Consider the following 24,416-nt stretch of genomic DNA (forward strand, 5'->3'; position numbering starts at 1 on the left):
TAATAAGCAAACAATTTCTAACTTTTCTTCTACTGATTTTGGACTTCTTTTGGACATGTGAAAACTCCCCTTATAGTGTCTAGTGAATTTTGGTTTTTTCACTGTCTACTATATGGGGAGTATATCACACTGACAAGGAGATTTTCCATACAAAAAACCATACAGACGAAAAACGTCCATATGGCTTTGATGTGATTATATTTCCGTTAACGGTGTAGCGGTGTCTGGCGATGTATCGTAAACCTGGAAGTCAACTCCAACTCCCAAATCAGCTTGCGCAAGCTGATTGACCATGGTCATGTGGGCCAGTTCCTTGATATTGTTTTCCTTACTCAGATGACCTAGGTAAATCTTCTTGGTTCGATTACCGAGAGAACGAATCATGGCATCTGCTCCGTCTTCATTACAAAGATGTCCCTTGTCTGACAAAATCCGCTGCTTGAGGTTCCATGAGTATGACCCCGCCCGCAGAATTTCCACATCGTGGTTGGACTCAATCAAGTAACCGTCCGCATTTTCCACAATCCCTGCTAGTCGATCACTCACATAACCCGTATCTGTCAACATGACAAAGCTCTTGTCATCTTTCATAAAGCGGTAAAATTGTGGACAAGCCGCATCATGGCTGACTCCAAAACTCTCAATATCCAAATCTCCAAAAGTCTTGGTCACACCCAATTCAAAAATATGCTTTTGCTCTAGGGCAATCTTGCCTAATTTTCCCTCCATGGCCTGCCAAGTCGCTTCGTTAGCATAGATGTCCATACCATATTTACGAGCTAGAACGCCAATGCCATGAATATGATCGCTATGCTCATGCGTAACTAAAATGGCATCCAAGTCTTCTGGTCTCCGATCAATTTCTGCTAGCAAGCTGGTAATTTTCTTACCCGACAAGCCTGCATCCACTAAAATCTTTTTCTTTTCTGTCTCCAAGTAAAAGGAATTTCCACTCGAACCAGAGGCTAAAATACTATAACGAAATCCTGTTTCTCCCATACACTCCTATTCTTCCTCTTCAGCATCCTCCCAATCGTCCGTCGTAATCTCTTTGATATACGGCAAGACGATGGTAAAGGTAGATCCATGCCCATACTCACTCTTGGCCCAGATAAAACCCTTATGCTGCTTGACGATTTCCTTGGCAATGGCAAGACCGAGCCCTGTCCCACCTTGCGCCCGTGACCGAGCCTTATCCACTCGATAAAAGCGGTCAAAAATGCGTGGTAAATCAGCCTTAGGAATTCCTAAACCTTCATCTGAAATCGAGACAATCAATTGGGTATCTGTCGTCTTCATACTAAAGGTAATCCTTCCGCCATCAGGTGAATATTTGAGAGCGTTGTTTAAAATATTATCCATGACTTGGGTCATCTTATCCGTATCAATCTCAATCCAAATCGGTGTAATTTGATAATCACGGATAATCGTATATTCCTTGTCTGTCTCCTTATTCTTCATCTGATCAAATCGGTTTAAGATAAAGGTGACAAAGGCCGTAAAATTAATCAGTTCCACATCAGCTGAGCTGACTTGATTGTCAATCCGTGACAAACTGAGCAAGTCTGAAATCATCCGCATCATCCGATTAGTTTCATCGAGTGACACTTTGACAAAGCTAGGCGCGACCGATTCTGTCAAGGCTCCATCATCAAGGGCCTCCAGATAGGATTTGATCGAGGTGAGCGGTGTCCGCAATTCGTGGCTGACATTGGAAACGAACAAACGCCGCTCCCGTTCTTCCTTGGCCTGTTCGGTCATATCGTGCAAGACGACAACCAGACCTGAAATCAAACCACTTTCACTTCGAATGGTTGCAAAATTGGCGCGTAAAGTCAAAAATTCCCCAGCTTCATTATCATGTTCGGTGACAATTTCAGGCGTTTGAGCTAGCAAATCCCGAAAATTATACTGTTCACGAATTCCTAAAATTTCTAATAAATCCCGTTGTTCTGTCGTTTTGGCAGCCAAGCCCAACTGCTTTTGCGCTGTTTCATTGACCATAATGACTCGACCCATGCGGTCGGCTGCCATCACTCCGTCACTCATATAGGCAAGAATAGAGGACAAACGCGTCTTTTCCTGCTCCAAATGGTCATGTGTCAGGCGAATCACTTCAGATAAGTCGTTGAGCGAATTGGCCATATCTGTAATCTCAGGACTCCCTCGTAAGTCAAGAACATCTGAATAGTCCAACTCAATTAACCGCTTGACTTTCTTATTGAGTTCTTTAATTTGTTGATTATCACGATGATTTTCAATCAGCAACACACTGAGCACAATAACAAAACCAATCAAGATGACGACAAACCAAAACTCCGGCTTGGTGATTACATACCGTAATTGATTAATCATTTCCCTTTATATAATACCCTACACCACGCCGTGTCAAGATATACTCTGGACGGCTCGGTGTGTCCTCAATTTTTTCACGTAAGCGACGAACCGTTACATCAACTGTCCGTACATCACCAAAATAATCATAACCCCAAACGGTCTCAAGCAAATGCTCCCGTGTCATGACCTGCCCCAAATGCTTGGCCAAATGATGGAGCAATTCAAATTCACGATGGGTCAATTCTAGCTCTTTGCCATGTTTTTTGGCCACAAATCCATCTGGATTAATCACCAAATCCCCAATGACTAACTCCGGTGTCCCTGTCGCTTCTGATATGATCTGTGTTTCAGTCAACTCACTGCGGCGCAACAAGGCCTTGACCCGCGCCTGCAATTCCCGATTTGAAAATGGCTTGGTCACATAGTCATCCGCCCCAATTTCAAGACCAATCACCTTATCAAACTCACTATCCTTAGCAGACAGCATCAAAATGGGCACATTGCTGGTTTTTCGAATGGTGCGGGCTACTTCAAGTCCATCAATCTCTGGTAACATCAAGTCCAGAATCACAATATCTGGAAATTCTGCTTCAAATAAGGTCAAGGCTTCCCGACCGTCAAAAGCCGTCACCACCTCGTACCCCTCTCGTGTCATGTTAAACTTGATAATGTCTGAAATCGGCTTTTCATCATCAACAATCAAGATTTTTTTCATCTACTCTCACCTCGTCATTCTGATGCTATTATACCAAAACTCTCCCAAATTAGCATGACGGAAGTGTGGGAAGTGATTTTCTAGCTCTTGAAAAAAGTGAGAAGGACTGTATTTGAAATGTAAACAACGAACATCCCGCCAATCAATCACCGTGTCTATCTATTTTACGAACTTTGGAAACAAAAGTAATAAGCCAACAATTATATAAAATCCTTGTGGTAATACAATTAGAGATAAAGCTATTTTAAAACTTTACACCTTTCCACTTTGAACTGGCCAACGTTCGTGACAAATCTGATTCGTTCACGGCAAATGACCCTTCTCCCACATTTGTACCTGTACTTGTTTTGGTTGACTACACTGAGTATGCAGATTACTCCTTGTCTTACCTTTTAACATAGAAAACGAGCATCTCCAATCTGGATTTGCTCGTTTTTTATAGCCGTTGATTAGACTTTTCCTAGACTCTCATTTAAGATATTTTACCCAAATAGCACATGAGATAGCTTCTTTCCACAGTGTCAGAAAAATCTCTAACAAATAAAATCCCATAGCTTGATAAAACTCATTCGTCTGATCATAAGTTTCATACCATCCCTTAGCCACGGCCTTCACCTGTAAAAAAGAAACAGTTTCCTTGGCTTGCTCCTCCAAAACTGCTAGTAACCTGCATCCAACTCCACGGCGGTGCTCATTTTTCCTGACTGCCATACAGCGAATCTCTGCACAATCAGGCCTGAATATGAAAGAGTAATGAAACCCACCGCCTGATTATATTCATAGGCTAACCACATAGGAAGTTCTCGCGCCTCTTGGCAATGAGCCTCGCTACTATCTGGAATTCCAAACGATTCTAGTAAATCTGAAAAAATTTCCTTTGCAAAAGGTATTTTTCAGTGTTATCGTAATATTCGATAATTTCCGTAGTTAGCAACTTTCATTTAAATCATAAACTATGCCGATTATAGGGCTCGAACCTACGACCTACGCGTTACGAGTGCGTTGCTCTACCAACTGAGCTAAATCGGCTTTTCAGCTATATTGTAGCACTTTTATTTTACATGTCAAGTCATTAAAAAAATTAAAATATAATCTTTGTAACCGCTTGCTTTTTGGGAAGTTTGTGATATAATGAACATATCAAAACAAATCGGAGGAAAAACTATGAAAGCTGTTGTTGTAAACCCTGAATCTACTGGCGTAGAAGTTGTCGAAAAAGAACTGCGGCCACTAGAAGCTGGCGAAGCCCTCGTTGAAATTGAATACTGTGGTGTTTGCCACACAGACCTTCACGTAGCACACGGTGACTTTGGACAAGTGCCTGGTCGTATCCTCGGACATGAAGGAATTGGGATTGTAAAAGAAATCGCTTCAGATGTGAAAAGTTTGAAAGTTGGCGATCGTGTCAGTGTAGCTTGGTTCTTCGAAGGCTGCGGTGCTTGCGAATACTGTAATACAGGCCGTGAAACACTCTGTCGTTCTGTAAAAAATGCTGGCTACTCTGTTGATGGAGGAATGGCTGAACAATGTATCGTAACAGCTGACTATGCTGTTAAAGTTCCTGAAAATCTCGACCCAGCCCAAGCAAGCTCTATCACTTGCGCAGGAGTAACGACATACAAAGCCATCAAAGAAGCACATCTCAAACCAGGCGAATGGATTGCTCTCTTTGGAGCAGGAGGACTTGGAAACTTGGCTGTTCAATATGCGAAAAAAGTCTTCAATGCACATGTCGTTGCTATTGATATTAACAATGATAAATTAGAATTAGCCAAACAAGTCGGCGCTGACATCGTTATCAATGGACGTGAGGTCGAAGATGTAGCAGGCTTGATTCAAGAAAAAACAGGTGGAGCCCACTCTGCTGTCGTAACTGCCGTATCAAAAGTGGCCTTCAATCAAGCGGTTGATAGTGTCCGCGCTGGGGGGCGTGTCGTAGCCGTTGGTCTTCCATCTGAAATGATGGATCTCAGTATCGTTAAAACCGTTCTTGATGGTATTCAAGTTGTTGGCTCACTCGTAGGAACTCGTAAAGATCTCGAAGAAGCCTTCCAATTTGGTGCAGAAGGATTAGTTGTCCCTGTTGTCCAAACTCGTCCAGTTGAAGACGCTCCTGCTGTCTTTGATGAAATGACTGCTGGTACAATTCAAGGTCGCATGGTTCTTGACTTCACTCACTAATTGATTTTCTATAGTTAATAATAACCAAAATCCGCTGAAGAAATTCTTCAGCGGGTTTTCTCTATTTATCGAATAGACTTTCCAAGGTTCAGCTGTTTGCGCCAGTCTGGTACTTCGCCATCGTCTGCCCAGTATTCATCTAGCTCTACAATCACATCATCTTGGGTTTTCATAAAGCTAACCGCATGAACAGAAAAAGATTTATCAACAGGAAAAACACGAGTGACGATGATAATCGTATCCCCTACTTCTTCTATATGCTCGATTTCTCCATCCCAGTCTCCAGGATAGTCACAATTGGCCCGAAGATACTCGGCCACAGAAAAACATTCATTGGTGCAGGGCCAGCGGACTACAGCATCTTCGGCAAAATAGCTTCTGAGTTTTTCCTCATTTTGTGCCACTACAGCTGTCACAAACGATGATATATCCATTAGCAGGACCTCCTACCTTGTTTCTAGCTTCATGATAACACTTTTGGCATAGCTTGAAAAGAAATTTCAACCTCTCCACATCATGCGTTTAAACTCTCGCACGATCAACTTGGTCTGTTGATAGTTGGACAAACCATTTTCAGCATACAACCCTTGAGGGTTAAAATAGCTGCGCTCATAATCAGCTTCTGTCTTGCCACTGCGATTTGGCGCTCGAAATCCTTTAGTCGCTCGGTCACGAAAGGCAGGATCATGCGGACTGACTGTATCGACATCCAAGTCCCAGTGGCGTTTGCCTGCTTTGCCATAGTTAAAGCTCGCTCCATTGACAATGCCTATCTCGGTGACTTCTTGTGCGTCCATTTCATTGAGAAAATTGCCCCGACTGTCAAGGATAAATTCCGTATGAAAATGAATCAGAATTTTGATATTAAAGGACGAATAGCCTGACGGATACTGCTTTTTCCCATTTTTAAACTTGAGCTTGTTATGCAAGCGAGCAGATGTTCCGATTGTATAATCCTTCTTCCAAGACCACCGAGGATAGGTTTTCCGCAAATAACGAGCAAGGGCCTGGCTATCTGTTTCTCTCACTTTTTTCACACGCTGGCGGATATACTCAGCCTGTTGACTAGAAATAACATAGCGAAGTTGATGAACTTGCCTTGCTAGTAAGTCTTTTTCTACCATACTCGCTCCCGGAAAGGTTTGATCAACAACATGAGACAAGTCCCACCAAAAAGGATCATGAGGAGCAAGGTCAGGATGAAAACGAGCGACTAGGGCTTGATTTTCAGTCAATTCTCCTGATACATCATCTGGCATTCCCACGATAGCAATGATAATCTCCAAGAGCTGTCTAGGAGGTAGATTGCTTTTTTCCAATTGCCACAGTTCACGAAATAAGCTAGACCCAATCCGACTGTCACACAAGTCTAGCTGTCGCTCCACTATCCTCGCTAGGGTCTCATCTGACCAGCCCTCCTCTTTTAATGCAAGCACTTGTCTCGCTTTACAATAGTGTTCTGCTAGTCCTTTCTGGCTAAAAGACCACTTGTGTTTTGATAGAATCTGCCACATGATTTCCTCCTTTCTAGTTTATCAAAAACAGGAGCTGAAATCTCTCAGCCCCTATTGTTTCGTCTATGTTAATAGAATTTCAGATATAGTTGAAGATCTCATCGACTATGCGGGTTATCACAACAAAATCGATTGTTACTCCACTATCTAGGCGTCTTTTTTCGCACGAGAGTAGTTTGCAATATCTGCCAAGATTTGCTCAGTGAAGTCAGTAAGGCTAACGGTCTGCGTTTCCTTGTGTCCATAGCGGCGGACGTTGACCGCACGTTCTTCCATTTCCTTGTCTCCGACGATCAATTGGTATGGAATCTTGCCGGTTTGACTCTGGCGAATCTTGTACTGCATCTTTTCATTGCGCTCATCGACAACAGCACGTACTCCGCGGTTTTGCAATTCTTTGGCTACTTCCCAAGCATAGTCTACGTGTTTTTCATTTGAAACTGGAATAAGGGTTACTTGGGTTGGGGCAAGCCAGGTTGGGAAGGCCCCCTTATAGGTTTCAATCAGGATAGCCGTAAAGCGCTCCATGGTAGAGATCACACCACGGTGAATCATAACTGGGCGATGTTCTTCTCCGTCTGCTCCAATATAGCTTAGATTAAAGCGCTCTGGAAGCAAGAAATCCAGCTGAATGGTTGAAAGAGTTTCTTCATTTCCGAGGGCTGTTTTTACCTGAATATCCAATTTTGGACCGTAGAAGGCTGCTTCTCCCTCCGCCTCAAAGTAGTCCAATTCCATGTCATCCATGGCTGCTTTTAACATAGCTTGAGCATTTTCCCACATTTCATCATTATCGTAATACTTATGAGTATCTTCTGGGTCACGATACGAAAGGCGGAAACGGTAATCTGTCAAATTAAAATCGGCATACACATCAATAATCAACTGAAGCGCCCGTTTAAATTCTTCTTGAATCTGCTCTGGTGCAACGAAAATGTGACCGTCATTCAAAGTCATTTCACGTACACGTTGGAGACCTGAAAGGGCGCCTGATTTTTCATAGCGGTGCATCATACCAAGCTCTGCAATACGGACTGGCAATTCGCGGTAAGAACGAACATGATTTTTATAGACTTGAATGTGGTGTGGACAGTTCATTGGACGTAGGACAAATTCTTCACCATCTCCCATGTCCATGGTTGGGAACATATCTTCTGAATAGTGCTCCCAGTGACCAGAGGTCTTGTACAATTCAACTGAAGCAAGCGGTGGAGTGTAGACGTGTTGGTAGCCGGATGCCAATTCCTTATCCGTGATGTAGCGCTCCAAGGTGCGGCGGATTGTCGCTCCGTTTGGCAACCAGAATGGCAGACCTTGTCCTACTTCTTGGCTAATCATGAACAAATCAAGCTCTTTACCAAGTTTTCTGTGGTCACGTTCTTTGGCTTCTTCTCGCATTTGAATGTAGTTTTTCAAATCTTTTTTGTCAAACCAAGCCGTACCATAGACCCGTTGCATCATAGCATTGTCGCTATTTCCACGCCAGTAAGCCCCTGCTACGTTGAGCAATTGGAAGACCTGAATGCGACCTGTTGACGGCACATGAGGACCACGACAAAGGTCGACATATTCACCCTGACGATAAATGGTCAAGCCACCCTCGTCCTCAGAATGCTCCTCAATCAATTCCAATTTGTAAGGATCATTTTTGAAAATTTCACGCGCCTCATCTTTTGATACTTCCTCTCGGATACTTGGAAAGTTCTCTTTGACGATTTTTCTCATCTCGTCTTCAATAGCTGCCAAATCTTCATTTGAAATTTGGCCTCCTTCATTGTCGGTGTCATAGTAGAAACCGTCTTGAATCGCAGGTCCAACACCCAAGTGAATATCTGGGAAATGGCGGCGAGCCGCTTGCGCAAACAAGTGGGCAGCTGAGTGGCGCAAGATGTCAAGGGCATCCGCATGGTCTGGAGTGACGATTTCAAGCGAGCCATCTTCAACAATCGCACGAGTGGTATCAATCAATTTACCATTGAATTTACCAGCAAGTGCCTTTTTAGCTAGAGAATTGCTGATTGACTGCGCAATCTCAAAAGTTGTAACACCAGACTCAAATTCGCGCACAGCGCCATCTGGAAATGTAATCTTAATCATATCTTTCTCCTTATTTTCTGTTATCAATTTAAACAAAGTCGTCAGGTGCCTGACCATCATGAGCCTGCCACACGCATTCTCCTAGCGAGAAGTTAGTGAAACGAGCTGTAAAGGACGAATCTTCTGGACTACAGGCATAAATCCCAAAGGAAATGGTTGCCTTCGCTTCGTGCAAATGGCAGATACGCATCTGCTGGAAATGCTTTCCATCTGTCGAACATTCGATACGGAAATCCTGTCCGCGGCGGCTCAGACGATGCCACATTTCCTTGATGTTCGCTGCAATCTCGGTCGTTGCCCAGTCAGAATAACCGTGGTTAGTCACGACACTCCCCAAATGTTGAATGGTCTCATTTTCGTACTCAATCGAAGCCTTGAGCCAATTTTCACTGTCCAGATAGACCACGACCCCGCATTGATCAAATCGATGCTTGCTATCAAACTGTGTCTTTACGACAAAAGAGAAAAATTCCTCATCTGTCTCCATTTGTAGCACTGGGGCATTGTCATTACGGAAATGGTAATAGGTTCGCTGCTAAAGATCGGTATGAGGCAATGTTGTAACCGTGATTTCCTCATCTGATACATGGTAGGTGGCAGGCTCCCTCGTCCACTTGAGTTTATCAGCTGTATATGCCAAATTCATTGTCATCTTCCTTTCGCATACGCTATTCCTCTCCTTCTTCATATAAAAAACGACATCCAAAAAGGACGTCGTAACGTGGTTCCACCTTCATTCGTGCTGAGCAACTATTCACCTCATGTCAATAGGGCTAGCACCTCGAATCAGCTATATCGTAGCAACCGTTTTATGTTTTCATAAAAGCTAGGAGAGGAGTATCTCATCAGGCTTTTTATGCGTTTGCAGCAACCACGCACTCTCTTGAAAAAAGATCCTAACTGACTTGTCTCTGATTGCTATTATAGCATCTTTGGACGAAATTTCAAGTATTTTTCTTGATTTTTTAGCGCTCTTTATACATTCGTTTTATCAAATGTCCCAGTCCATTTCCCAAAAGAGCTAGCAAAGTATAGATCACTTGATAAATGACAATCCATTGTTGCCAAACAAGAATTGTCAAGGGAAAGAGGAGGCACACACAGATGGCATAACGGACTTTGAATCCAACTTTCACACCATAGATGAGGGAGGATAGAAAAACCACTGCAGGAATGTAGCACAAAATATGGTTGACATAAAGAGATTTTTGAACCAGTTGATCACGACTGATATAAGGGATTAGCAATGGGAATCCGATATAAATAAAGATGATGAGAAGTAGAAATAAACTGTCTTTTCTTAACTGTTTCATAATCAATCATCCTCGCTTTCGTTGTTAGCTGATAAGAAATATTACCCTGAATCTTGTAAAAGATGCTTAATCCTCAAAATAGTCACGAATCGATCTTACTTGTTCGACTGATTTTTTTACAATCGTTGCCGTGGTGTCCGATGACTTGACAAAAGCCCGTTTGGGCAGGCTGATTGCTTCCTTTAATAAGGTTTCGGCCGTGCTATCTTCATTGATGTGTTCCCGTCTAAAATCATGAGAGATTTTTAAATCAAGATAGTATTCATAGACCCTACGACCAAAATTTTCAGCGGAAATCTCATATAGTTTCCTCTCTAGCTGATAAGGATTCATGCGTGGTGTGACCGCAATAGCCTCTAATACTGCATCAGCCAACTCGGCCTCGCGCTGATAGAGGGTTCCAAACATTTTATCTGTCACCACATTTTTTAAATAAGGATTTCGTTCTGCAATAATTGGTGTTCCAGAAGCCAGACTTTCTAAATAAGTCAGCCCCTGTGTTTCACTGGTTGAAGCAGAGATGAAGAAATCAGCAGCCTTATAATAGAGAGCAGTGTCACTTGGGGCTATCATCCCTGTCATCAAGACACGATCTTCTAGCTGCAAGTCCATGATTTGTTGCTGCAACTCCTCCACATAAGGACCACCCCCTGCAATGACTAGTTTGACCTTCTTATTTTCTAGTAAAATCCGTGGCATAGCTGCAATAACAGCCTGAATATTTTTCTCATAGGAAATCCTCGACAGGCTCAACAACATGGTTTCAGCTTCTTGAAGCCCTAAGTTCTCCCGCAATTCAGCTACCGTATCTGACGTGATTTCTGGGCGGTCAAATTTTGCTAATTCAATCCCAGTTGGAATCACACGCTTCGATACCAATATATGATAGTCGTTTAGCAGATTTTCCACAATCTCACTCGGACAAATCACCCCATCCAAATCCTTGAAAAAGGCTCGAACCAGATATTTAACCATGCTGGGACGAATTAATTTCCCATTAGCAATGTAGCGAACATAGTCTTCGTATTGCGTATGATAGGTGTGAACAACGGGAATGTCCAATTCTCGAGCGACCATTTTTCCTAAAATCCCCAAGGAAAACTCTGTCTGCGTATGGATAATATCCAAATCATAGCGACTGGCAATCTTCAACGCATCTGTAAATCCTCGATAGGCGATTCTGCGATCTTTAAAGGCGAAAAAAGGGACACTTGGAATCCGAATAATATCCCAATCTTCATAGCGATTCACATCCTTATCCGTTGTAGTAAAGATAAAGACACGGTGTCCCTGCTTTTCCAGCTCTGTTTTCAGGGTCTTAATTGACGTCGCAACCCCTGATACCTGAGGAAAATAGGTATCTGTAAAGAGTCCAATTCTCATGCATTCTCCTTTCAAGCACTGATTCACTCCTTCAAGCCATAAAAATCTGACCAAATTTCCCACAAAGCTTCTGGTGAATATTCTTTTGAAATCAAGGAAGCCTTGTTTGTCAACTCAGCCAACTCTTCTGGATTTTCCTGTAGCTTGCGTAGGATATCCTCCATCCCTGTCACATCCTTTGCGGACAAATACCTCCCAGCTAAGATGACATCGTATAAACGTAGATCCCGTAATACAATCGCACTTCCACAACTAGCTGCTTCTAAGATTGTCATGGGAAACAATTCATTGTAGCTAGGCAGTAAAAAGACATCTGCCATTCCGTAGAGCCGTCTCATCTCATCAGACTCTACAATACCTGGAAAAATGAGATTGGTAGGAGGATTTTCCATTAACTTTTTATACCGTTCATGACCATCTGTCATGCTACCAAATGAGAATCCTCCTGCCCAGACAAATGTGAACTCTGGCATTAGTTGGGCTAAGTGAGCGAAATCATCAATTCCCTTCCGCTTTTGTACCTGACCTGCTCCCAATATAATAAATGCATCTTCTGTTATGTTATAGCGCTGGCGTGTAGCTTTGTTTTCTTCTTCTGTGGTCGGATACCATTTCTCCCTATTGACAAAGTTGGGAATATAGGTCACCTTTTCACGTGGAATCCCTAGCTCCACCAATTCATCAATAAAACTTGGATTCACAACAACCAGCTCATCCATCCGACCATAAAAACTCAGTACATACCAAGAGACAAATCCTTGTAACAAGCGAGGAATTTTGAGACTTCCTTGTAGTGTCTCTGGCAAAAAATGGACATAGCCAATCCGGCGCCCTGTCCGTTTTTTGAAGAAGGTTGTCAGATAGAATAAGGGGTCAATGGTATGATAATGGGTAATATCTGCCTTAGCAAATGGCTTCTCTTCCAAAAGAAGAAAGTCTCTCCCTTTTTCTCGGAGCATACTCATCAATTCTCGATAGGCCCCCGATACCCCCTGTCCCTTGACCATCTCACTAGAACTTAGCATATTGATTATTTTTTTAGTATTCATATTAGTATTATACACTACTTTGATGAATGTAGTAACCGAATAATGTAAAAATAAACTGGGTAAAGAGCAGCAGCTTAGCAAAACAATAGATTTCTAACCTAGTCTCCTGAATATTACAAAATAGAGGCTGGAATTACTTCCCAACCTCCTATCACTTTCTTTCATACCATTTGATTCCATAAAGAAATCTTCCTCGATAATTTCTACTCAATCCCTTTTAGGAAAAAGCCTTATTTCGTAGATTTTCTTGCTTTAATACCATGATTTAAAATCACTTCACGCGTATCCAATTCTTCCTTGTGCATAATCTTGGTCAACATCCGCATAGCAATCGCACCAATGTCATACAAAGGCTGGCTGACAGATGTCAAGTTCGGACTGGTGAATTTCGTGACCAAAGAGTCATCACTTGTGATAATTTCAAACTCTTCTGGTACCTTGATCCCCTTATCAACAATCCCATTGAGCAAACCTGCTGCAATCTCGTCTTCTGCAACATAAGCAGCTGTGGCACCAGCATTCAAGATACGATCTGCTAGAGCATACCCTTCTTCATACTTGTATTTCGATTCAAAAACAAGACCTTCATTAAATTTTAGCCCGTTCTCTTTCAGACCTTCTTTGTAACCAGAAAAACGAACTTTCCCATTGATATCATCTACTAGCGGACCAGACACAAAGGCAATGCTTTGATTGTGTTTCGCAAGTAATTCGATTGAGTCTTTGGTCGCTTGAGCATAATCAATGTTGACGCTTGGCAACTGATGCTCCAAATCAACCGTCCCCGCAAGGACAATCGGAGTCCGTGACCGAGAAAACTCTGCACGAATCTTATCTGTCAAATGGTAGCCCATGAAAATAATACCGTCCACCTGTTTTGAAAATAGTGTATTGACCACATTGATTTCTTTTTCATCGTTTTCATCACTGTTCGCCAATACAATATTGTATTTATACATGTCCGCAATGTCATCAATCCCTTTTGCCAAGGTCGCAAAATAGGCATTAGCGATATTTGGAATAACCACTCCAACAGTTGTCGTTTTCTTGCTTGCCAACCCACGTGCTACAGCATTTGGTCGATAGTCCAAGCGGTCAATCACTTCCAATACTTTTTTACGTGTGTTTTCTTTTACATTCTTATTTCCATTCACCACTCGACTAACTGTCGCCATGGAAACACCTGCTTCGCGCGCGACGTCATAAATAGTCACTGTATCATCAGTATTCAACATAATCGTAAATTCCTTTCACTTTCTTTTTATGAAAATTACGCTTTCACCTCTTTATAGTTTATCACTTTTTGAAATCCCTTTCAAGAGATAAATTACATTTTTTTGAAAAATTTTGAGAAATTAAAGAAAATTATTGGAAACGAGAAAGAACCTGAAAACAGTCGAGAAATCTCTATTTCTTCACTCGTTCTAGCTTTTTTGGTTATTCACAATAAATCCTTGATTTTTCGGTGATTTTCTGCCAAAATGAAAGGGTAGAAAGAAGGTACTTTTATGACAAAAATCAATGATATTCTGACACAGTTACACAGTGCTGAATTAGACATGGCGGTCTTTTCAGATCCTGTTTCGATTTACTACATGACTGGTTTTTACAGCGATCCGCATGAGCGCCAGATGTTTCTTTTTATTAGTGAAGAAAGCACACCGCTTCTCTTTGTGCCAGCCTTGGATGCCGAACGTGCTCGTCAATCGGTTGCCTTTCCAGTTGTAGGTTATGTGGATTCTGAAAATCCTTGGGAGAAAATCAAAGCCACTCTTCCAGCCAAAAACCACAAACGCATCGGACTTGAGTTTGACAACCTCATCCTCACCAAGTACCACGGTTTGAAAACAGTATTTGAACAAGCAACATTTGACAATCTCACCCCTATCATCAACCGCATGCGTTTAATCAAATCAACAGATGAAATCCAAAAGATGATGATTGCAGGAAAATGGGCTGACAAGGCAGTTCAATTAGGTTTTGAGGCCATTTCACTCGCTAAAACAGAAACAGATATTATCGCTGAAATTGAATTTGCAATGAAGCGCGAAGGGCTTGAAATGAGCTTTGAGACCATGGTTTTAACAGGTAATAACGCTGCGAATCCCCATGGCATTCCTGGTCCTCACAAAGTGGAAAACAATGCCCTTCTCCTCTTTGACCTCGGGGTGATGGCAAACGGCTATGCAAGCGATATGACCAGAACAGTTGCCGTTGGCCAACCGGACCAGTTCAAAAAAGACATTTACGCCCTCACGCTTGAAGCCCAACAAGCAGCCCTTGACTTTATCAAACCGGGTGTAACCGCTCATGAAGTAGACCGCGCAGCTCGTGAAGTGATTGAAAAAGCAGGCTATGGTGAGTATTTCAACCACCGCTTGGGACACGGAATCGGGATGGATGTCCACGAATTCCCGTCGATTATGGAAGGAAATGATCTTGTCCTCGAAGAAGGCATGTGCTTCTCTGTTGAACCAGGTATCTATATCCCTGGAAAAGTCGGCGTTCGCATCGAAGACTGTGGTGTCGTGACCGAAAACGGCTTTGAAGTCTTTACCGATACAAGCAAGGAACTCTTATATTTTGACTAATACTCGTCAAAAATCAGCTTCTCCCATCCTTACCTTGCTGAACTGTTGAAAAAAGGAATTACTCGGGAGCGAGACAAAAATCCAATTCCAAATACAAAAAGCGAACAAAGCTCGTTTTCTGACGCTCAGAATTCTGTCTTGTTCGCTTTTCATATCTAATACTTATTTAAATGGCATAAATTTTTATCGATAAATGGCAAAAGCTACCAAAAACAAGTGGTAGCTTTTTACATATAATCGTTGTATTTAAGTAACATAATTTTCTAGTAAAATTTAATTTCCAAGCGGTGTCCTGCATATGCCAAAATTGATATTCTCAGTTTTAGAAATTTCATTTTTTATGAAGGGAAGTGGCGATTTTTCGAATATTTTAGCAATTTTCCCTTTTAAAAAATGGTAATCCTGATTGGTTTCGTTTGCTAGTAATGAATCAAACCATTGTTTAACTTCATTTGGATATAGATTTCCAGCAATTGAAGATAAGGCATTGTACCCCAACTCGATTTTTTGTTCTAACTCTTTTTCCCCACCAGCAAAATAATGAAGTGGTGTATCAGCTGCTTTGTTTAATTCTAAAACTTTTCTCGGATCCCCAGCCTCTTTTATCCCTGATACTAGATACGCCAAATATCAATTCAAAATCAGAATCAACTTTTAAATGCGACAAATGATCAATCAGTTCAAGTTTTTCACTTAAACTTAATGAATGCTGTTCACCTGTGGAACCACAAACTAGCACAGATTGTATTCCAAGTTTATTTAAATGCTGAATATGCTTAAGTGTTGCCTCGATGTTTAACTCTTCATTTTTGTGAAAAGCTGTTGGCACAGCGATATGATAATTATTTGTTAATGGCATGGTGTTTTCTCCTCGTTAAAATTAATGACTGTCTTTATAGTTAGTATAACAAACGATAGCGTGATATGAAATATGATTTTTGATAAAGCTGGTTGATCATCTAGACTTTTCAATCAAGAAATTGGAAAGAAAGGGAACATGTTTGTTACTATGGGAAGTTGTATTTTAAAAGCTCGAAATCAACAGAAAAGGAAATGAATTCAAAAATAGATTTCTATTCTAGATTATAAAGAAAATAATAGAATAAAAAGAGTACGCATTTAGTTTTTAAATACAATTAAAAAGATATTTCTGATAGAAATGATCAAGCAACAATGCTATCAAAGAAAAATCAGTAATAACACGACAAAAAAACGAAAATGGTTTTTCTCCCATCCTCGCTAATGTATTTTTTCTCTTATTTGACATTCGGATTTTGCTGGACGAGTGCTTTATAGGCCTCAACGCCTAAGACTTCCCTCGATTCTGCATGAGCCGCTCCTTCCACCAATGTAACGGTGTCTGGAGTTAGATTTGATTTCGCTAATTGTTGACTATTTTTTGGTAAAATAAAGCGATCGTCTGCACCATGGATAAAAGTGATGGGAACGCTTTGATTCTGTGCGACTGAATCAATGGCACTCGTTTGTTTCATATCCACACCGTAAATATGTTTGGTCATCCAATTGACTCCCGGCATGAGAAATCCGACGTGATTAGCCTGATAACCAGCTGCGATTAAGTCATACAAATTGGTAAAGCCACAATCTGCTACGACGAATTGAACCTTTGGTTGGTATTGCAAGGCGCTCAGCGAAATAGAGCTGCCCATTGACTCTCCTTGAAGCCCTAGATAAATATCCGAACCGTAACGTTGGTAACTATCTTCAATCAAGTACAGGAGGTCTTTTGACTCTGTATTTCCTAACGTCACTGTGGCTGGAGCGTTTTTCCCATGGCCACGGACATCATAGATCAGACAGTTATAGCCTAAGTCACGATACACCTCTACATATTTGACGGCACCATTTCGATTGGAACGAAAGCCATGTGTGATGATCACATACTTTTTACTATTAGGATCCGCTGCCTTGACCAAGGCTGCATGCAGGGGATAATCATCCACCCCCTTGACGGTGTACTCTTCTACCTTATACTGGTCAAAATCGTTCCACATGCCGTGTTCCTTTTCCCAGGCTTCTTCCTCAGCTAAGGTCATCGGAGTAGGTCTTACAATACTTTTGGCAAAGTAAAAGGAAGCCCCTACATAGGCTAGTAGGAGTACGAACAAACTTCCAAGACCAATAACTTTCCACCACTTCATCTTTCTCAACCTTTCCTATTTTTGGCGGTATCATAAACCAGAGTCAGCGTTGCTAAGAGAGGGACACTTCCTTGTTTGAAGAAAATACTGATATCGCTAGTCAAGCCACCATAAAGCGCCACGACTAAAATATAAATCAGCATTATGAATAGTAGCTCAACTTTATTTTTACTGAAAACCAAGGCGTAAACAAGTACGAAAGCAATCATTAGATTGTAGACACCCTGATTTTGAAAGAGTAATTGAACTGTGTCTGTCTTTAACACCTCAACAGGAATGTCAAATACGCGAGAGGTCGTCTCAGAATCCGTCATAATGGTTTCTAGATAAAAAATATAGAGAAATTCTAAGACAACCAGACTACTGAAAAAGCGTGTGATGTTTCCGATTTTTTTCATTCGTGCTCCCCTCTCTTCTTACAGCACTTGCTTTATTGGGCGCATAACGACCTCATTCCAAGCAGTATCTTCCGGCAAATCAATGGCTTGCTGGATCGTTTGCGCTACTCTGTCTGCAGAAATGCCGTGTGAACGGTAAAAATCTTCATAAGCTGACTTGATGTTCTCATCTGCGACAGTGCCTACCAATTCCGTTTGAATAGCCCCCGGGGAAATAACCGTACAGCGAAGAGCACCCTCCATTTGAGCCATTTCTTCTCGAAGGGAATCAGAAATCGCCCGAACTGCATACTTAGTGGCAGAGTAGACACCACCTCCGACATGCGAATGATGACCTTCAACAGAGGCAATATTGATGATTTGCCCTGTTTTTTGACGTGCCATGACTGGGAGGGAGGCAGCGATACCGTACAAGACACCCTTCACATTGATATCAATTGCCTGTTCCCATTCTCGAACAGTTGCAGCTATAAAGGGCGCCTGAGGCATGACACCTGCATTGTTGATCCAGACATCTATGCACCCAAAGGTGGTCAGAGCCAACTCTTTTAAGGCCTCTACTTGCTCCTGCTTCGTCACATCCGTCATCGCATAGACAGCTTTTCCACCTTGCTCTCGAATAGTCCGAACAATGGCTTTTAGCTGGTCCTCTCTTCTAGCTCCTAGCACCAACTTCGCACCGCTTTTTGCTAGTAAGGTAGCCGTTGCTTCTCCGATACCCGATGAAGCTCCAGTAATTACAATAACCTTTGTCATTTTTCCTCCTTAGGCCAGGGCCATTTTCAAATCATTCAAGACACCATTCGTAACGGCTGGAAAGGCAAAAATCATCTGGTCTAAATCTTTGGCTGTTACCTTTTGCTGAATAATGAATGTGATTAAATTGACTAATTCCCCTGCTTCATGTCCAAGAAGAGCTGCTCCTTTTAAAGTCTTGTCTTTGCCGACAATAAAAGTAATGTGTGATTCTTCTTCTAATTTTGTTTGGAATTTCAATTTTTGTCCAAATGGAATCTCAACAATACGATAGTCATCTGCTTGCTGCTTAGCTTCTTCTACTGTTACACCGACTTGGGCAATCCGAGGCAGCGTAAAGACTACATTTGGAACGACAGGATAAGCAATCGCTTCATTTTCACCTAAAATATGGCGCGCAATGTAGCTTGATTCAAAGCTAGCCGTTGGGGTCAATTTCGGAATGGTTTTTGAAACAACATCTCCAGACGCATAAATGGTTGGAACAGCTGTTTGCATAAACTCGTTGACCACAATTCCGCCACGGTCGGTCTCAATGCCTAACTCTTCTAACCCAAGACCTTCTACATTTGACACGCGCCCAGTCGCATCCACAATGTAGTCCGTCTCGATTTCTAGCCCGCTTGCTGTCCGCACAAGATAGGCATCTTGTGTCTTGATTGCTTCTGAAACGGCTTGACCAAAATGAAAATGAACTCCCTCATCCGTCATTTTCTCAACAACCGTAGCTACATAAGACTCAGGATAGGCAGCCAAAGCCCGGTCTGCAAATTCAACAATATGAACTTCTTTGCCCATTTTTGAGACCATCGTCGCAAATTCTAGGGAAATAATCCCCGCCCCAATGAAGGTCATGCGATTTGGCAAGGTTTCTAAATCAAGGAATTCTCGGCTATCGTGGAAGAATTCATTTCCCGCTACATTCAACCTAGCTGGACGCTGACCTGTTCCAATGACTACAAATTCAGTCGTAATCGTTTCATTTCCATAAGCCACTGTATGGGCATCAAGCAGGCGACCACTGCCTTTCAGCAAGTCAATCCCCACATGGGCAAACATCCCTTCCATCAGTGGCGCATAGCTTCCGATTTCTTCTTGCTTGTAGGCCATTAGTTTTTCCCAAGAAATCTCGCCACTTTTTGCAATTCCAGCTTTTTCATAGCGTGCCAAACCATCTAAAAACTCGAACGGACTTTCGAGCAAAAATTTCGCATTACAACCATAGTTGGTACAGGTTCCAGCTGTAATATCTTTTTCAATAATAGCTACTTTCTTACCAGCCTTTGCCAAATCAACAGCCGCATGCCAATTAGCATGCCCTGAGCCAATAAAGGTTACATCGTATTGATACATATTCTTTTCCTCCAAAATTTAATCGTGCACGATTATTCTAATAAAAGTCCTATTCTTTGTCAATTAAAAAGGTTTATGTTATTCTAGAATCACTCGCAAACGATTGGAGAAAAAATGAAGGATTTACTATCTCACCAGCTCTGCTATTCCTTTTACAATGTAGAGCGACTATTTCGGCAATTTTATAAGAAAAATCTGGAAAAATTTGACTTGACCTACACCCAGTATCTGGTCTTAGTGGTTTTGTGGGAAGAGGCTTCCTTGCCACTAAAAGAAATCGGCAAACGGCTTGACCTATCCAGCAATACCCTAACCCCCTTGCTCAAACGCTTAGAGGAAAAGTCCTATCTTCTCCGACTACGACCTGAAAAGGACAAGCGCCAGCTATATCTGCAACTAACAGAAGAAGGAAAACAGCTCCAACAGGATATTAAAACACACTTGTCTGAGTGTTTTAGGCAAATTGAAGGACTAACACGAGAAGGGGCGGATCAATTGATTCAAGAAAATAATCAGCTGATTCAAGCGCTGAAAAATAGTTTATAGCGATCAAAAAGGAGTCGTTCCCCAGAACAACTCTTTTTTCTATACACTATTTCACACCAACCCGCACGACAAGTCCATCGGTATCGGTGATTTCGAGTAGCCGAGAATGGAGCCATCTTACAGAAGCACCTAAGTGGATTGCCTGCTCGTGAATCGCGAGTAAACCTTCCTTGGTTTCAACAAGGACGGTAAAATAGGCCAACCCAGCTTGCCCCTTTTGATGTGGTGCAAGGTGTTTACCCGACCATTCATTAACAGCAAGGTGGTGATGATAATCACCTGAGGCAAGCCAACTTCCTGTCGGTACAGAAAATTTATCCTCCACCCCTAGCAAGGCTTGGTAAAATGCACTGGCTGGCTGACTTTCTCGAACGGATAAATGGACATGCCCCATGCGAGTGGCGCTTGCTAGCTGAAAAGGTTCTGTGTAGATTCCATCTTGATACAATTCTCGCGCAGCTAATTCCTCCGTCACACCGACAATCCGACCATCTTCTCGAATATCCCAACTAGCCATATCTTTATCATGATAGATTTCAATGCCATTACCTTCTGGATCTTCCAGATAAATGGATTCGCTATACCCATGATTTGAACCTCCCACCATAGAAATGCGGTTCTCCATTAAGCGTTTAAAGATAGCTGCCAAATCTTTTCGTTCAGGAACTAAAAGGGCGAGATGATAGAGGCCATACGTCTTGGATTTCTCTTGAGTAGCAGGTAAGAGACGGACAAGACCTTCGTTTCCTACTCCTATTAGAAGCTCTGTGTCCGTTTCTTCAAGCACTGCTAGTCCTAATACGTTCTGATAAAATTGACTGATTTGAGGCTCATTCTCCACATAAAGCGCAACTTCCCCTAGATAAATCTGACTGTGATAGGGATACATACTATCACACTACTTTCCAAGAACGGAAATCCGCTTATTCGGATGATTTCCATTTTCAATTTCATCCACCATGGCAATCGCATAGTCTGCGTAGCTCACCTTGCTCTCACCTGCTTGATTCACCGTAAAGATTTCCCCTGCAAGAAGATACTCACCTGTTTTTGGATAATCCACCTCAAAATCTGCCGCAGGACTGATATAGGTCCAATTAACTCCCGATACCTTACGGAGTGCTGCCAAGCCCTTGCTCATCGCTTCTGCCAAAGGGAAGAAATCGCCTGGAAAATCGGGTGTCTGATAGAGTTGGGTAGTCAGGCTATCGTCCAGATACAAACTTCCTGCCCCACCAACGACCAAGAGGCGTGTGCCGCTTCCTGCTAAAATGGCGGTCAAATGCTCCAAAGAAGTCGTGTGTTGCGGAAATGTTTCAGGCGTAAAGGCACCAAAGGCGCTCATCACCGCATCAAATCCCCTCAAATCTTCTGATTCCAAGGCAAATAAATCCTTTTGAAGAACTCCTTGTGCTTGAGATTGATTGCTGGAGCGGACAATGGCTGTCACCTCATGGCCACGGGCTACTGCTTCTGCCACAATCGCCTGTCCCGCCTGTCCATTTGCTCCAATAACTGCTAGTTTCATGTTGTTTCTCCTTTTTGTTGTAATTGTTTTTATTACAACAATTCTAGCACGTACTCGTTGTCATGTCAACAATTACAACTTATCCATCACTTCGTCAAAAAAGACTGGCTCAACCAGTCTTTTCTATCACCATGATTAGGTTACTTTCTAAAAAACTTTCTCCGTATTGGACATCATAGCAGCAAAGCAATTGCACGATTGAATCGTCTTTTTCAGATGACTTAACTGTCTGCACGACCTTTTTCCTGTGCATCTTGAACCAAATCTGCCAGAGTTGTTTGATTAAGTTCAGCTTCCAAGGCCCGCTGGGCAGCTTCTAAGCGATTGTCTAGCACAGCATGGATGTTACGACCGATATTGCAATCAGGATTAGGATTATCATGAAAGCCAAACAGCTGACCGGATTGTCCCAAACTATCAACCGCCTCGTAGATATCATAGAGCGTAATAGCAGACCAGTCTTGAATTACTTTGGCACCACCAGTTCCTCTCGCAACAGTCACCAGGTTAGCAGCTTTTAACTGAGATAGGACGTTTCGAATAATCACAGGATTTACCCCTACGCTCCGTGCTAAATAGTCGCTTGTTATCTTTGTCTGCTCCCCTTCTAAGGCAAGTACGACCAAGATATGAGTCGCAATGGTAAATCGACTTGAAATTTGCATATCATCCTCCTTTTTCTTTAGTATAACTATTTTTATGTGTAACTGCAAGTATTACGTTAAAAATCCTAGCCAAACTGACCAAGCATTTCTTCATACTTACTGACAAAAATAAGAAAATTGATTTAGCGCTCTGTAACTCGCTAGACCAAATTATTTTCAAGAAATTTTCCTAAAAACGATTTAATATTGGTGCTACGGTAAGTTGTATACTGAAAATACCCATTTCATCGTCTCACTCCCATACAGTTGATTAGACAGTTTTTGGAGCTTAAAAAACGAGCAAAAATATCAAATAACTAGTGTGTAAGAACTCGCCATAACTTAAAACAGGGTAAGATAAGCAACCGCTTGTTTTACCCTGTTTTTATACCTTTTCGCTCTTTATTTAGCACAAGGCGATTCAATGGCGGTCTGTTAAAAATTACGCTTCGAGCTATTGTAACCATAGCGCTCGATAAAGTCTTCACGGAACTCCAAGAGATTGTCATCCATAATCGCCTGACGGACATTTTTCATGAGCTTGATTAAGAAGTGCAGATTGTGGTAGCTCGTCAAGCGGATACCAAAAGTCTCATCAGCTTTGAGAAGATGACGAAGATAGGCCCGTGTATAGTTGCGACAAGTGTAGCAATCACAATCATGGTCAAGCGGGGTGAAATCTTCTGCAAACTGAGCATTTTTCACCACCAAACGACCCTCACTGGTCATACAAGTTCCATTTCGAGCAATCCGTGTCGGCAAGACGCAGTCAAACATATCTACTCCACGAATCACGCCATCAATCAAGCTATCTGGTGCCCCAACTCCCATGAGATAGCGGGGTTTGTTTTCTGGTAAGAGCGGGGTTGTAAAGTCAAGTACCGCATTCATCTCTTCATGCGACTCACCAACAGCCAGACCCCCAATCGAATAGCCTGGGAAGTCCATACTCACCAGGTCATGGGCAGATTGACGACGCAAATCTTCAAAACCAGCCCCCTGCACAATACCAAACAAACCTTGGTCATGCGGACGGCGGTGGGCTTTCAAGCCACGTTCTGCCCAACGACTGGTGCGTTCAATTGATTTTTTTACATAATCATAAGGCTGGTAGAACTGTGGACATTCGTCAAAGCTCATCATGATATCGCTTCCGAGATTGTTCTGAATCGAAATCGCCTTTTCAGGTGATAGGAACATCTTTGAACCATTGAGGTGATTTTTGAAGGTCACGCCCTCTTCTGTGATATTTCGGCTATCCGCTAACGAATAGACTTGGAAACCACCACTATCTGTCAGAATAGCTTGGTCCCAATTCATGAATTTATGCAGACCACCCGCACGAGCAATCAGCTCATCTCCCGGACGAAGCCAGAGGTGATAGGTGTTGGATAGGATAATCCCTGAACCCATTTCTTTCAATTCTTCAGGCGACTGGGTTTTAACCGTTGCCTGGGTTCCAACAGGCATAAACATAGGCGTTGGAAAAGTACCATGTGGCGTAATAATCTCGCCCAAACGTGCACCCGTATGCTTTTCTTTTTTGATCAATCGATATTGAATCGGTGATGTCATCTTCTACCTCCCACTAGGAAAAACAGTCCTAGGAATTTTGTCTTGTCTACACGATTTATTCTGATAGGTTATCAAAAAGAAATCGTACAAGCCTCTCTAGTCTATCAAAAAAAGACTGGCTTGTCACCCCATATTATGCTACACTATTGATATACTCCCCATATAGTAGACAGTGAAAAAACCAAAATTCACTAGACACTATAAGGGGAGTTTTCACATGTCCAAAAGAAGTCCAAAATCAGTAGAAGAAAAGTTAGAAATTGTTTGCTTATTA

The 24,416-nt window shown here is 42.2% G+C and carries 24 protein-coding genes, 1 tRNA gene and 1 pseudogene; 3 read left to right on the forward strand and 23 right to left on the reverse strand.

Annotation, left to right across the window (positions count from 1 at the left end; translation table 11 throughout):
- Window positions 1-195: 195 nt before the first annotated feature.
- The 5 genes from ABPH35_RS05455 to ABPH35_RS05475 all read right to left on the reverse strand — a co-directional run bounded on the left by ABPH35_RS05455 (window position 196) and on the right by ABPH35_RS05475 (window position 4,081).
- Window positions 196-999 carry an MBL fold metallo-hydrolase gene (locus ABPH35_RS05455; RefSeq protein WP_349988792.1) on the reverse strand — a complete coding sequence of 268 codons (804 nt, stop codon included), beginning with the start codon at window positions 997-999 and terminating at the stop codon, window positions 196-198.
- A 6-nt stretch (window positions 1,000-1,005) separates the two neighbouring features.
- Window positions 1,006-2,355 carry a cell wall metabolism sensor histidine kinase VicK gene (gene vicK, locus ABPH35_RS05460; protein ID WP_349988791.1) on the reverse strand — a complete coding sequence of 450 codons (1,350 nt, stop codon included), beginning with the start codon at window positions 2,353-2,355 and terminating at the stop codon, window positions 1,006-1,008.
- Complete coding sequence (gene yycF, locus ABPH35_RS05465; RefSeq protein ID WP_349988790.1) at window positions 2,348-3,052, reverse strand: response regulator YycF; 705 nt, start codon at window positions 3,050-3,052, stop codon at window positions 2,348-2,350. Before yycF ends, vicK begins: the two co-directional genes overlap by 8 nt.
- 468 nt (window positions 3,053-3,520) lie before the next feature.
- The gene (locus tag ABPH35_RS05470; protein ID WP_368849642.1) at window positions 3,521-3,763 is read right to left on the reverse strand and encodes a GNAT family N-acetyltransferase; all 243 of its coding nucleotides are present in this window, start codon (window positions 3,761-3,763) and stop codon (window positions 3,521-3,523) included.
- Between the two features lie 245 nt (window positions 3,764-4,008).
- Window positions 4,009-4,081 (reverse strand) — tRNA-Thr (locus ABPH35_RS05475).
- Between the two features lie 135 nt (window positions 4,082-4,216).
- Between ABPH35_RS05475 and adhP the strand changes: the two genes are divergently transcribed.
- Window positions 4,217-5,233, forward strand: a complete 1,017-nt coding sequence (adhP, locus tag ABPH35_RS05480) for an alcohol dehydrogenase AdhP (RefSeq protein ID WP_349988788.1) — start codon at window positions 4,217-4,219, stop codon at window positions 5,231-5,233.
- Between the two features lie 65 nt (window positions 5,234-5,298).
- Here the strand turns inward: adhP and ABPH35_RS05485 are convergent, their stop codons facing one another.
- The 8 genes and pseudogenes from ABPH35_RS05485 to ccpA form a co-directional block, all read right to left on the reverse strand.
- Window positions 5,299-5,667: a nuclear transport factor 2 family protein gene (locus tag ABPH35_RS05485; protein WP_349988787.1), complete on the reverse strand. Its 369-nt coding sequence runs from the start codon at window positions 5,665-5,667 to the stop codon at window positions 5,299-5,301.
- Between the two features lie 66 nt (window positions 5,668-5,733).
- Window positions 5,734-6,747 carry a DUF3114 domain-containing protein gene (locus tag ABPH35_RS05490; protein ID WP_349988786.1) on the reverse strand — a complete coding sequence of 338 codons (1,014 nt, stop codon included), beginning with the start codon at window positions 6,745-6,747 and terminating at the stop codon, window positions 5,734-5,736.
- Between the two features lie 147 nt (window positions 6,748-6,894).
- On the reverse strand, window positions 6,895-8,844 hold the full coding sequence (gene thrS / locus ABPH35_RS05495) for a threonine--tRNA ligase (RefSeq protein WP_349988785.1): 1,950 nt from the start codon (window positions 8,842-8,844) through the stop codon (window positions 6,895-6,897).
- 28 nt (window positions 8,845-8,872) lie between these two features.
- Window positions 8,873-9,490, reverse strand: a pseudogene (locus ABPH35_RS05500) (DUF1349 domain-containing protein).
- 319 nt (window positions 9,491-9,809) lie between these two features.
- Complete coding sequence (locus ABPH35_RS05510; RefSeq protein WP_349988784.1) at window positions 9,810-10,157, reverse strand: hypothetical protein; 348 nt, start codon at window positions 10,155-10,157, stop codon at window positions 9,810-9,812.
- 66 nt (window positions 10,158-10,223) lie between these two features.
- Window positions 10,224-11,540 carry a glycosyltransferase family 4 protein gene (locus ABPH35_RS05515; RefSeq protein WP_349988783.1) on the reverse strand — a complete coding sequence of 439 codons (1,317 nt, stop codon included), beginning with the start codon at window positions 11,538-11,540 and terminating at the stop codon, window positions 10,224-10,226.
- A gap of 23 nt (window positions 11,541-11,563) precedes the next feature.
- The gene (locus tag ABPH35_RS05520) at window positions 11,564-12,589 is read right to left on the reverse strand and encodes a glycosyltransferase family 4 protein (protein WP_349988782.1); all 1,026 of its coding nucleotides are present in this window, start codon (window positions 12,587-12,589) and stop codon (window positions 11,564-11,566) included.
- 230 nt (window positions 12,590-12,819) lie between these two features.
- Window positions 12,820-13,821 (reverse strand): catabolite control protein A, encoded by a 1,002-nt coding sequence (ccpA, locus tag ABPH35_RS05525; RefSeq protein WP_349988793.1) that lies wholly within the window; start codon window positions 13,819-13,821, stop codon window positions 12,820-12,822.
- 276 nt (window positions 13,822-14,097) lie between these two features.
- Between ccpA and ABPH35_RS05530 the strand changes: the two genes are divergently transcribed.
- Window positions 14,098-15,180 carry a M24 family metallopeptidase gene (locus ABPH35_RS05530; protein WP_349988781.1) on the forward strand — a complete coding sequence of 361 codons (1,083 nt, stop codon included), beginning with the start codon at window positions 14,098-14,100 and terminating at the stop codon, window positions 15,178-15,180.
- A gap of 273 nt (window positions 15,181-15,453) precedes the next feature.
- Here ABPH35_RS05530 and ABPH35_RS05535 read toward each other — a convergent pair whose 3' ends face one another.
- The 6 genes from ABPH35_RS05535 to ABPH35_RS05560 form a co-directional block, all read right to left on the reverse strand.
- The gene (locus ABPH35_RS05535; protein ID WP_349988780.1) at window positions 15,454-15,807 is read right to left on the reverse strand and encodes a dihydrodipicolinate synthase family protein; all 354 of its coding nucleotides are present in this window, start codon (window positions 15,805-15,807) and stop codon (window positions 15,454-15,456) included.
- Window positions 15,734-16,039, reverse strand: coding sequence for a dihydrodipicolinate synthase family protein (locus tag ABPH35_RS05540; RefSeq protein WP_349988779.1), 306 nt, complete (start codon window positions 16,037-16,039; stop codon window positions 15,734-15,736). Before ABPH35_RS05540 ends, ABPH35_RS05535 begins: the two co-directional genes overlap by 74 nt.
- Window positions 16,040-16,436: 397 nt before the next feature.
- On the reverse strand, window positions 16,437-17,342 hold the full coding sequence (locus ABPH35_RS05545; protein ID WP_349988778.1) for an alpha/beta hydrolase: 906 nt from the start codon (window positions 17,340-17,342) through the stop codon (window positions 16,437-16,439).
- A 5-nt stretch (window positions 17,343-17,347) separates the two neighbouring features.
- Complete coding sequence (locus tag ABPH35_RS05550) at window positions 17,348-17,740, reverse strand: DUF1304 domain-containing protein (protein WP_349988777.1); 393 nt, start codon at window positions 17,738-17,740, stop codon at window positions 17,348-17,350.
- A gap of 18 nt (window positions 17,741-17,758) precedes the next feature.
- A complete protein-coding gene (locus ABPH35_RS05555; protein WP_349988776.1) occupies window positions 17,759-18,496 on the reverse strand; it encodes an SDR family oxidoreductase in 738 nt (245 codons plus the stop codon).
- Window positions 18,497-18,505: 9 nt separating this feature from the next.
- Window positions 18,506-19,849, reverse strand: a complete 1,344-nt coding sequence (locus ABPH35_RS05560) for a dihydrolipoyl dehydrogenase family protein (RefSeq protein ID WP_349988775.1) — start codon at window positions 19,847-19,849, stop codon at window positions 18,506-18,508.
- A gap of 114 nt (window positions 19,850-19,963) precedes the next feature.
- On the opposite strand from ABPH35_RS05560, the gene ABPH35_RS05565 reads away from it, so the two are divergent.
- Window positions 19,964-20,395, forward strand: coding sequence for a MarR family winged helix-turn-helix transcriptional regulator (locus tag ABPH35_RS05565; RefSeq protein ID WP_349988774.1), 432 nt, complete (start codon window positions 19,964-19,966; stop codon window positions 20,393-20,395).
- Window positions 20,396-20,441: 46 nt separating this feature from the next.
- Here the strand turns inward: ABPH35_RS05565 and ABPH35_RS05570 are convergent, their stop codons facing one another.
- From ABPH35_RS05570 to tgt, 4 genes are all read right to left on the reverse strand, one after another.
- Window positions 20,442-21,284, reverse strand: coding sequence for a VOC family protein (locus ABPH35_RS05570; protein WP_349988773.1), 843 nt, complete (start codon window positions 21,282-21,284; stop codon window positions 20,442-20,444).
- A 9-nt stretch (window positions 21,285-21,293) separates the two neighbouring features.
- The gene (locus tag ABPH35_RS05575) at window positions 21,294-21,923 is read right to left on the reverse strand and encodes an NAD(P)-dependent oxidoreductase (protein WP_349988772.1); all 630 of its coding nucleotides are present in this window, start codon (window positions 21,921-21,923) and stop codon (window positions 21,294-21,296) included.
- A gap of 221 nt (window positions 21,924-22,144) precedes the next feature.
- On the reverse strand, window positions 22,145-22,588 hold the full coding sequence (locus ABPH35_RS05580) for an Rrf2 family transcriptional regulator (protein WP_349988771.1): 444 nt from the start codon (window positions 22,586-22,588) through the stop codon (window positions 22,145-22,147).
- 414 nt (window positions 22,589-23,002) lie between these two features.
- Entirely contained in the window at window positions 23,003-24,142 is a 1,140-nt protein-coding gene (gene tgt, locus ABPH35_RS05585; RefSeq protein ID WP_349988770.1) for a tRNA guanosine(34) transglycosylase Tgt, read from the reverse strand.
- Window positions 24,143-24,416: the final 274 nt, after the last annotated feature.

It is taken from the genome of Streptococcus handemini (genome assembly GCF_040984445.1).
Classification (GTDB): Bacteria; Bacillota; Bacilli; order Lactobacillales; family Streptococcaceae; genus Streptococcus; species Streptococcus handemini.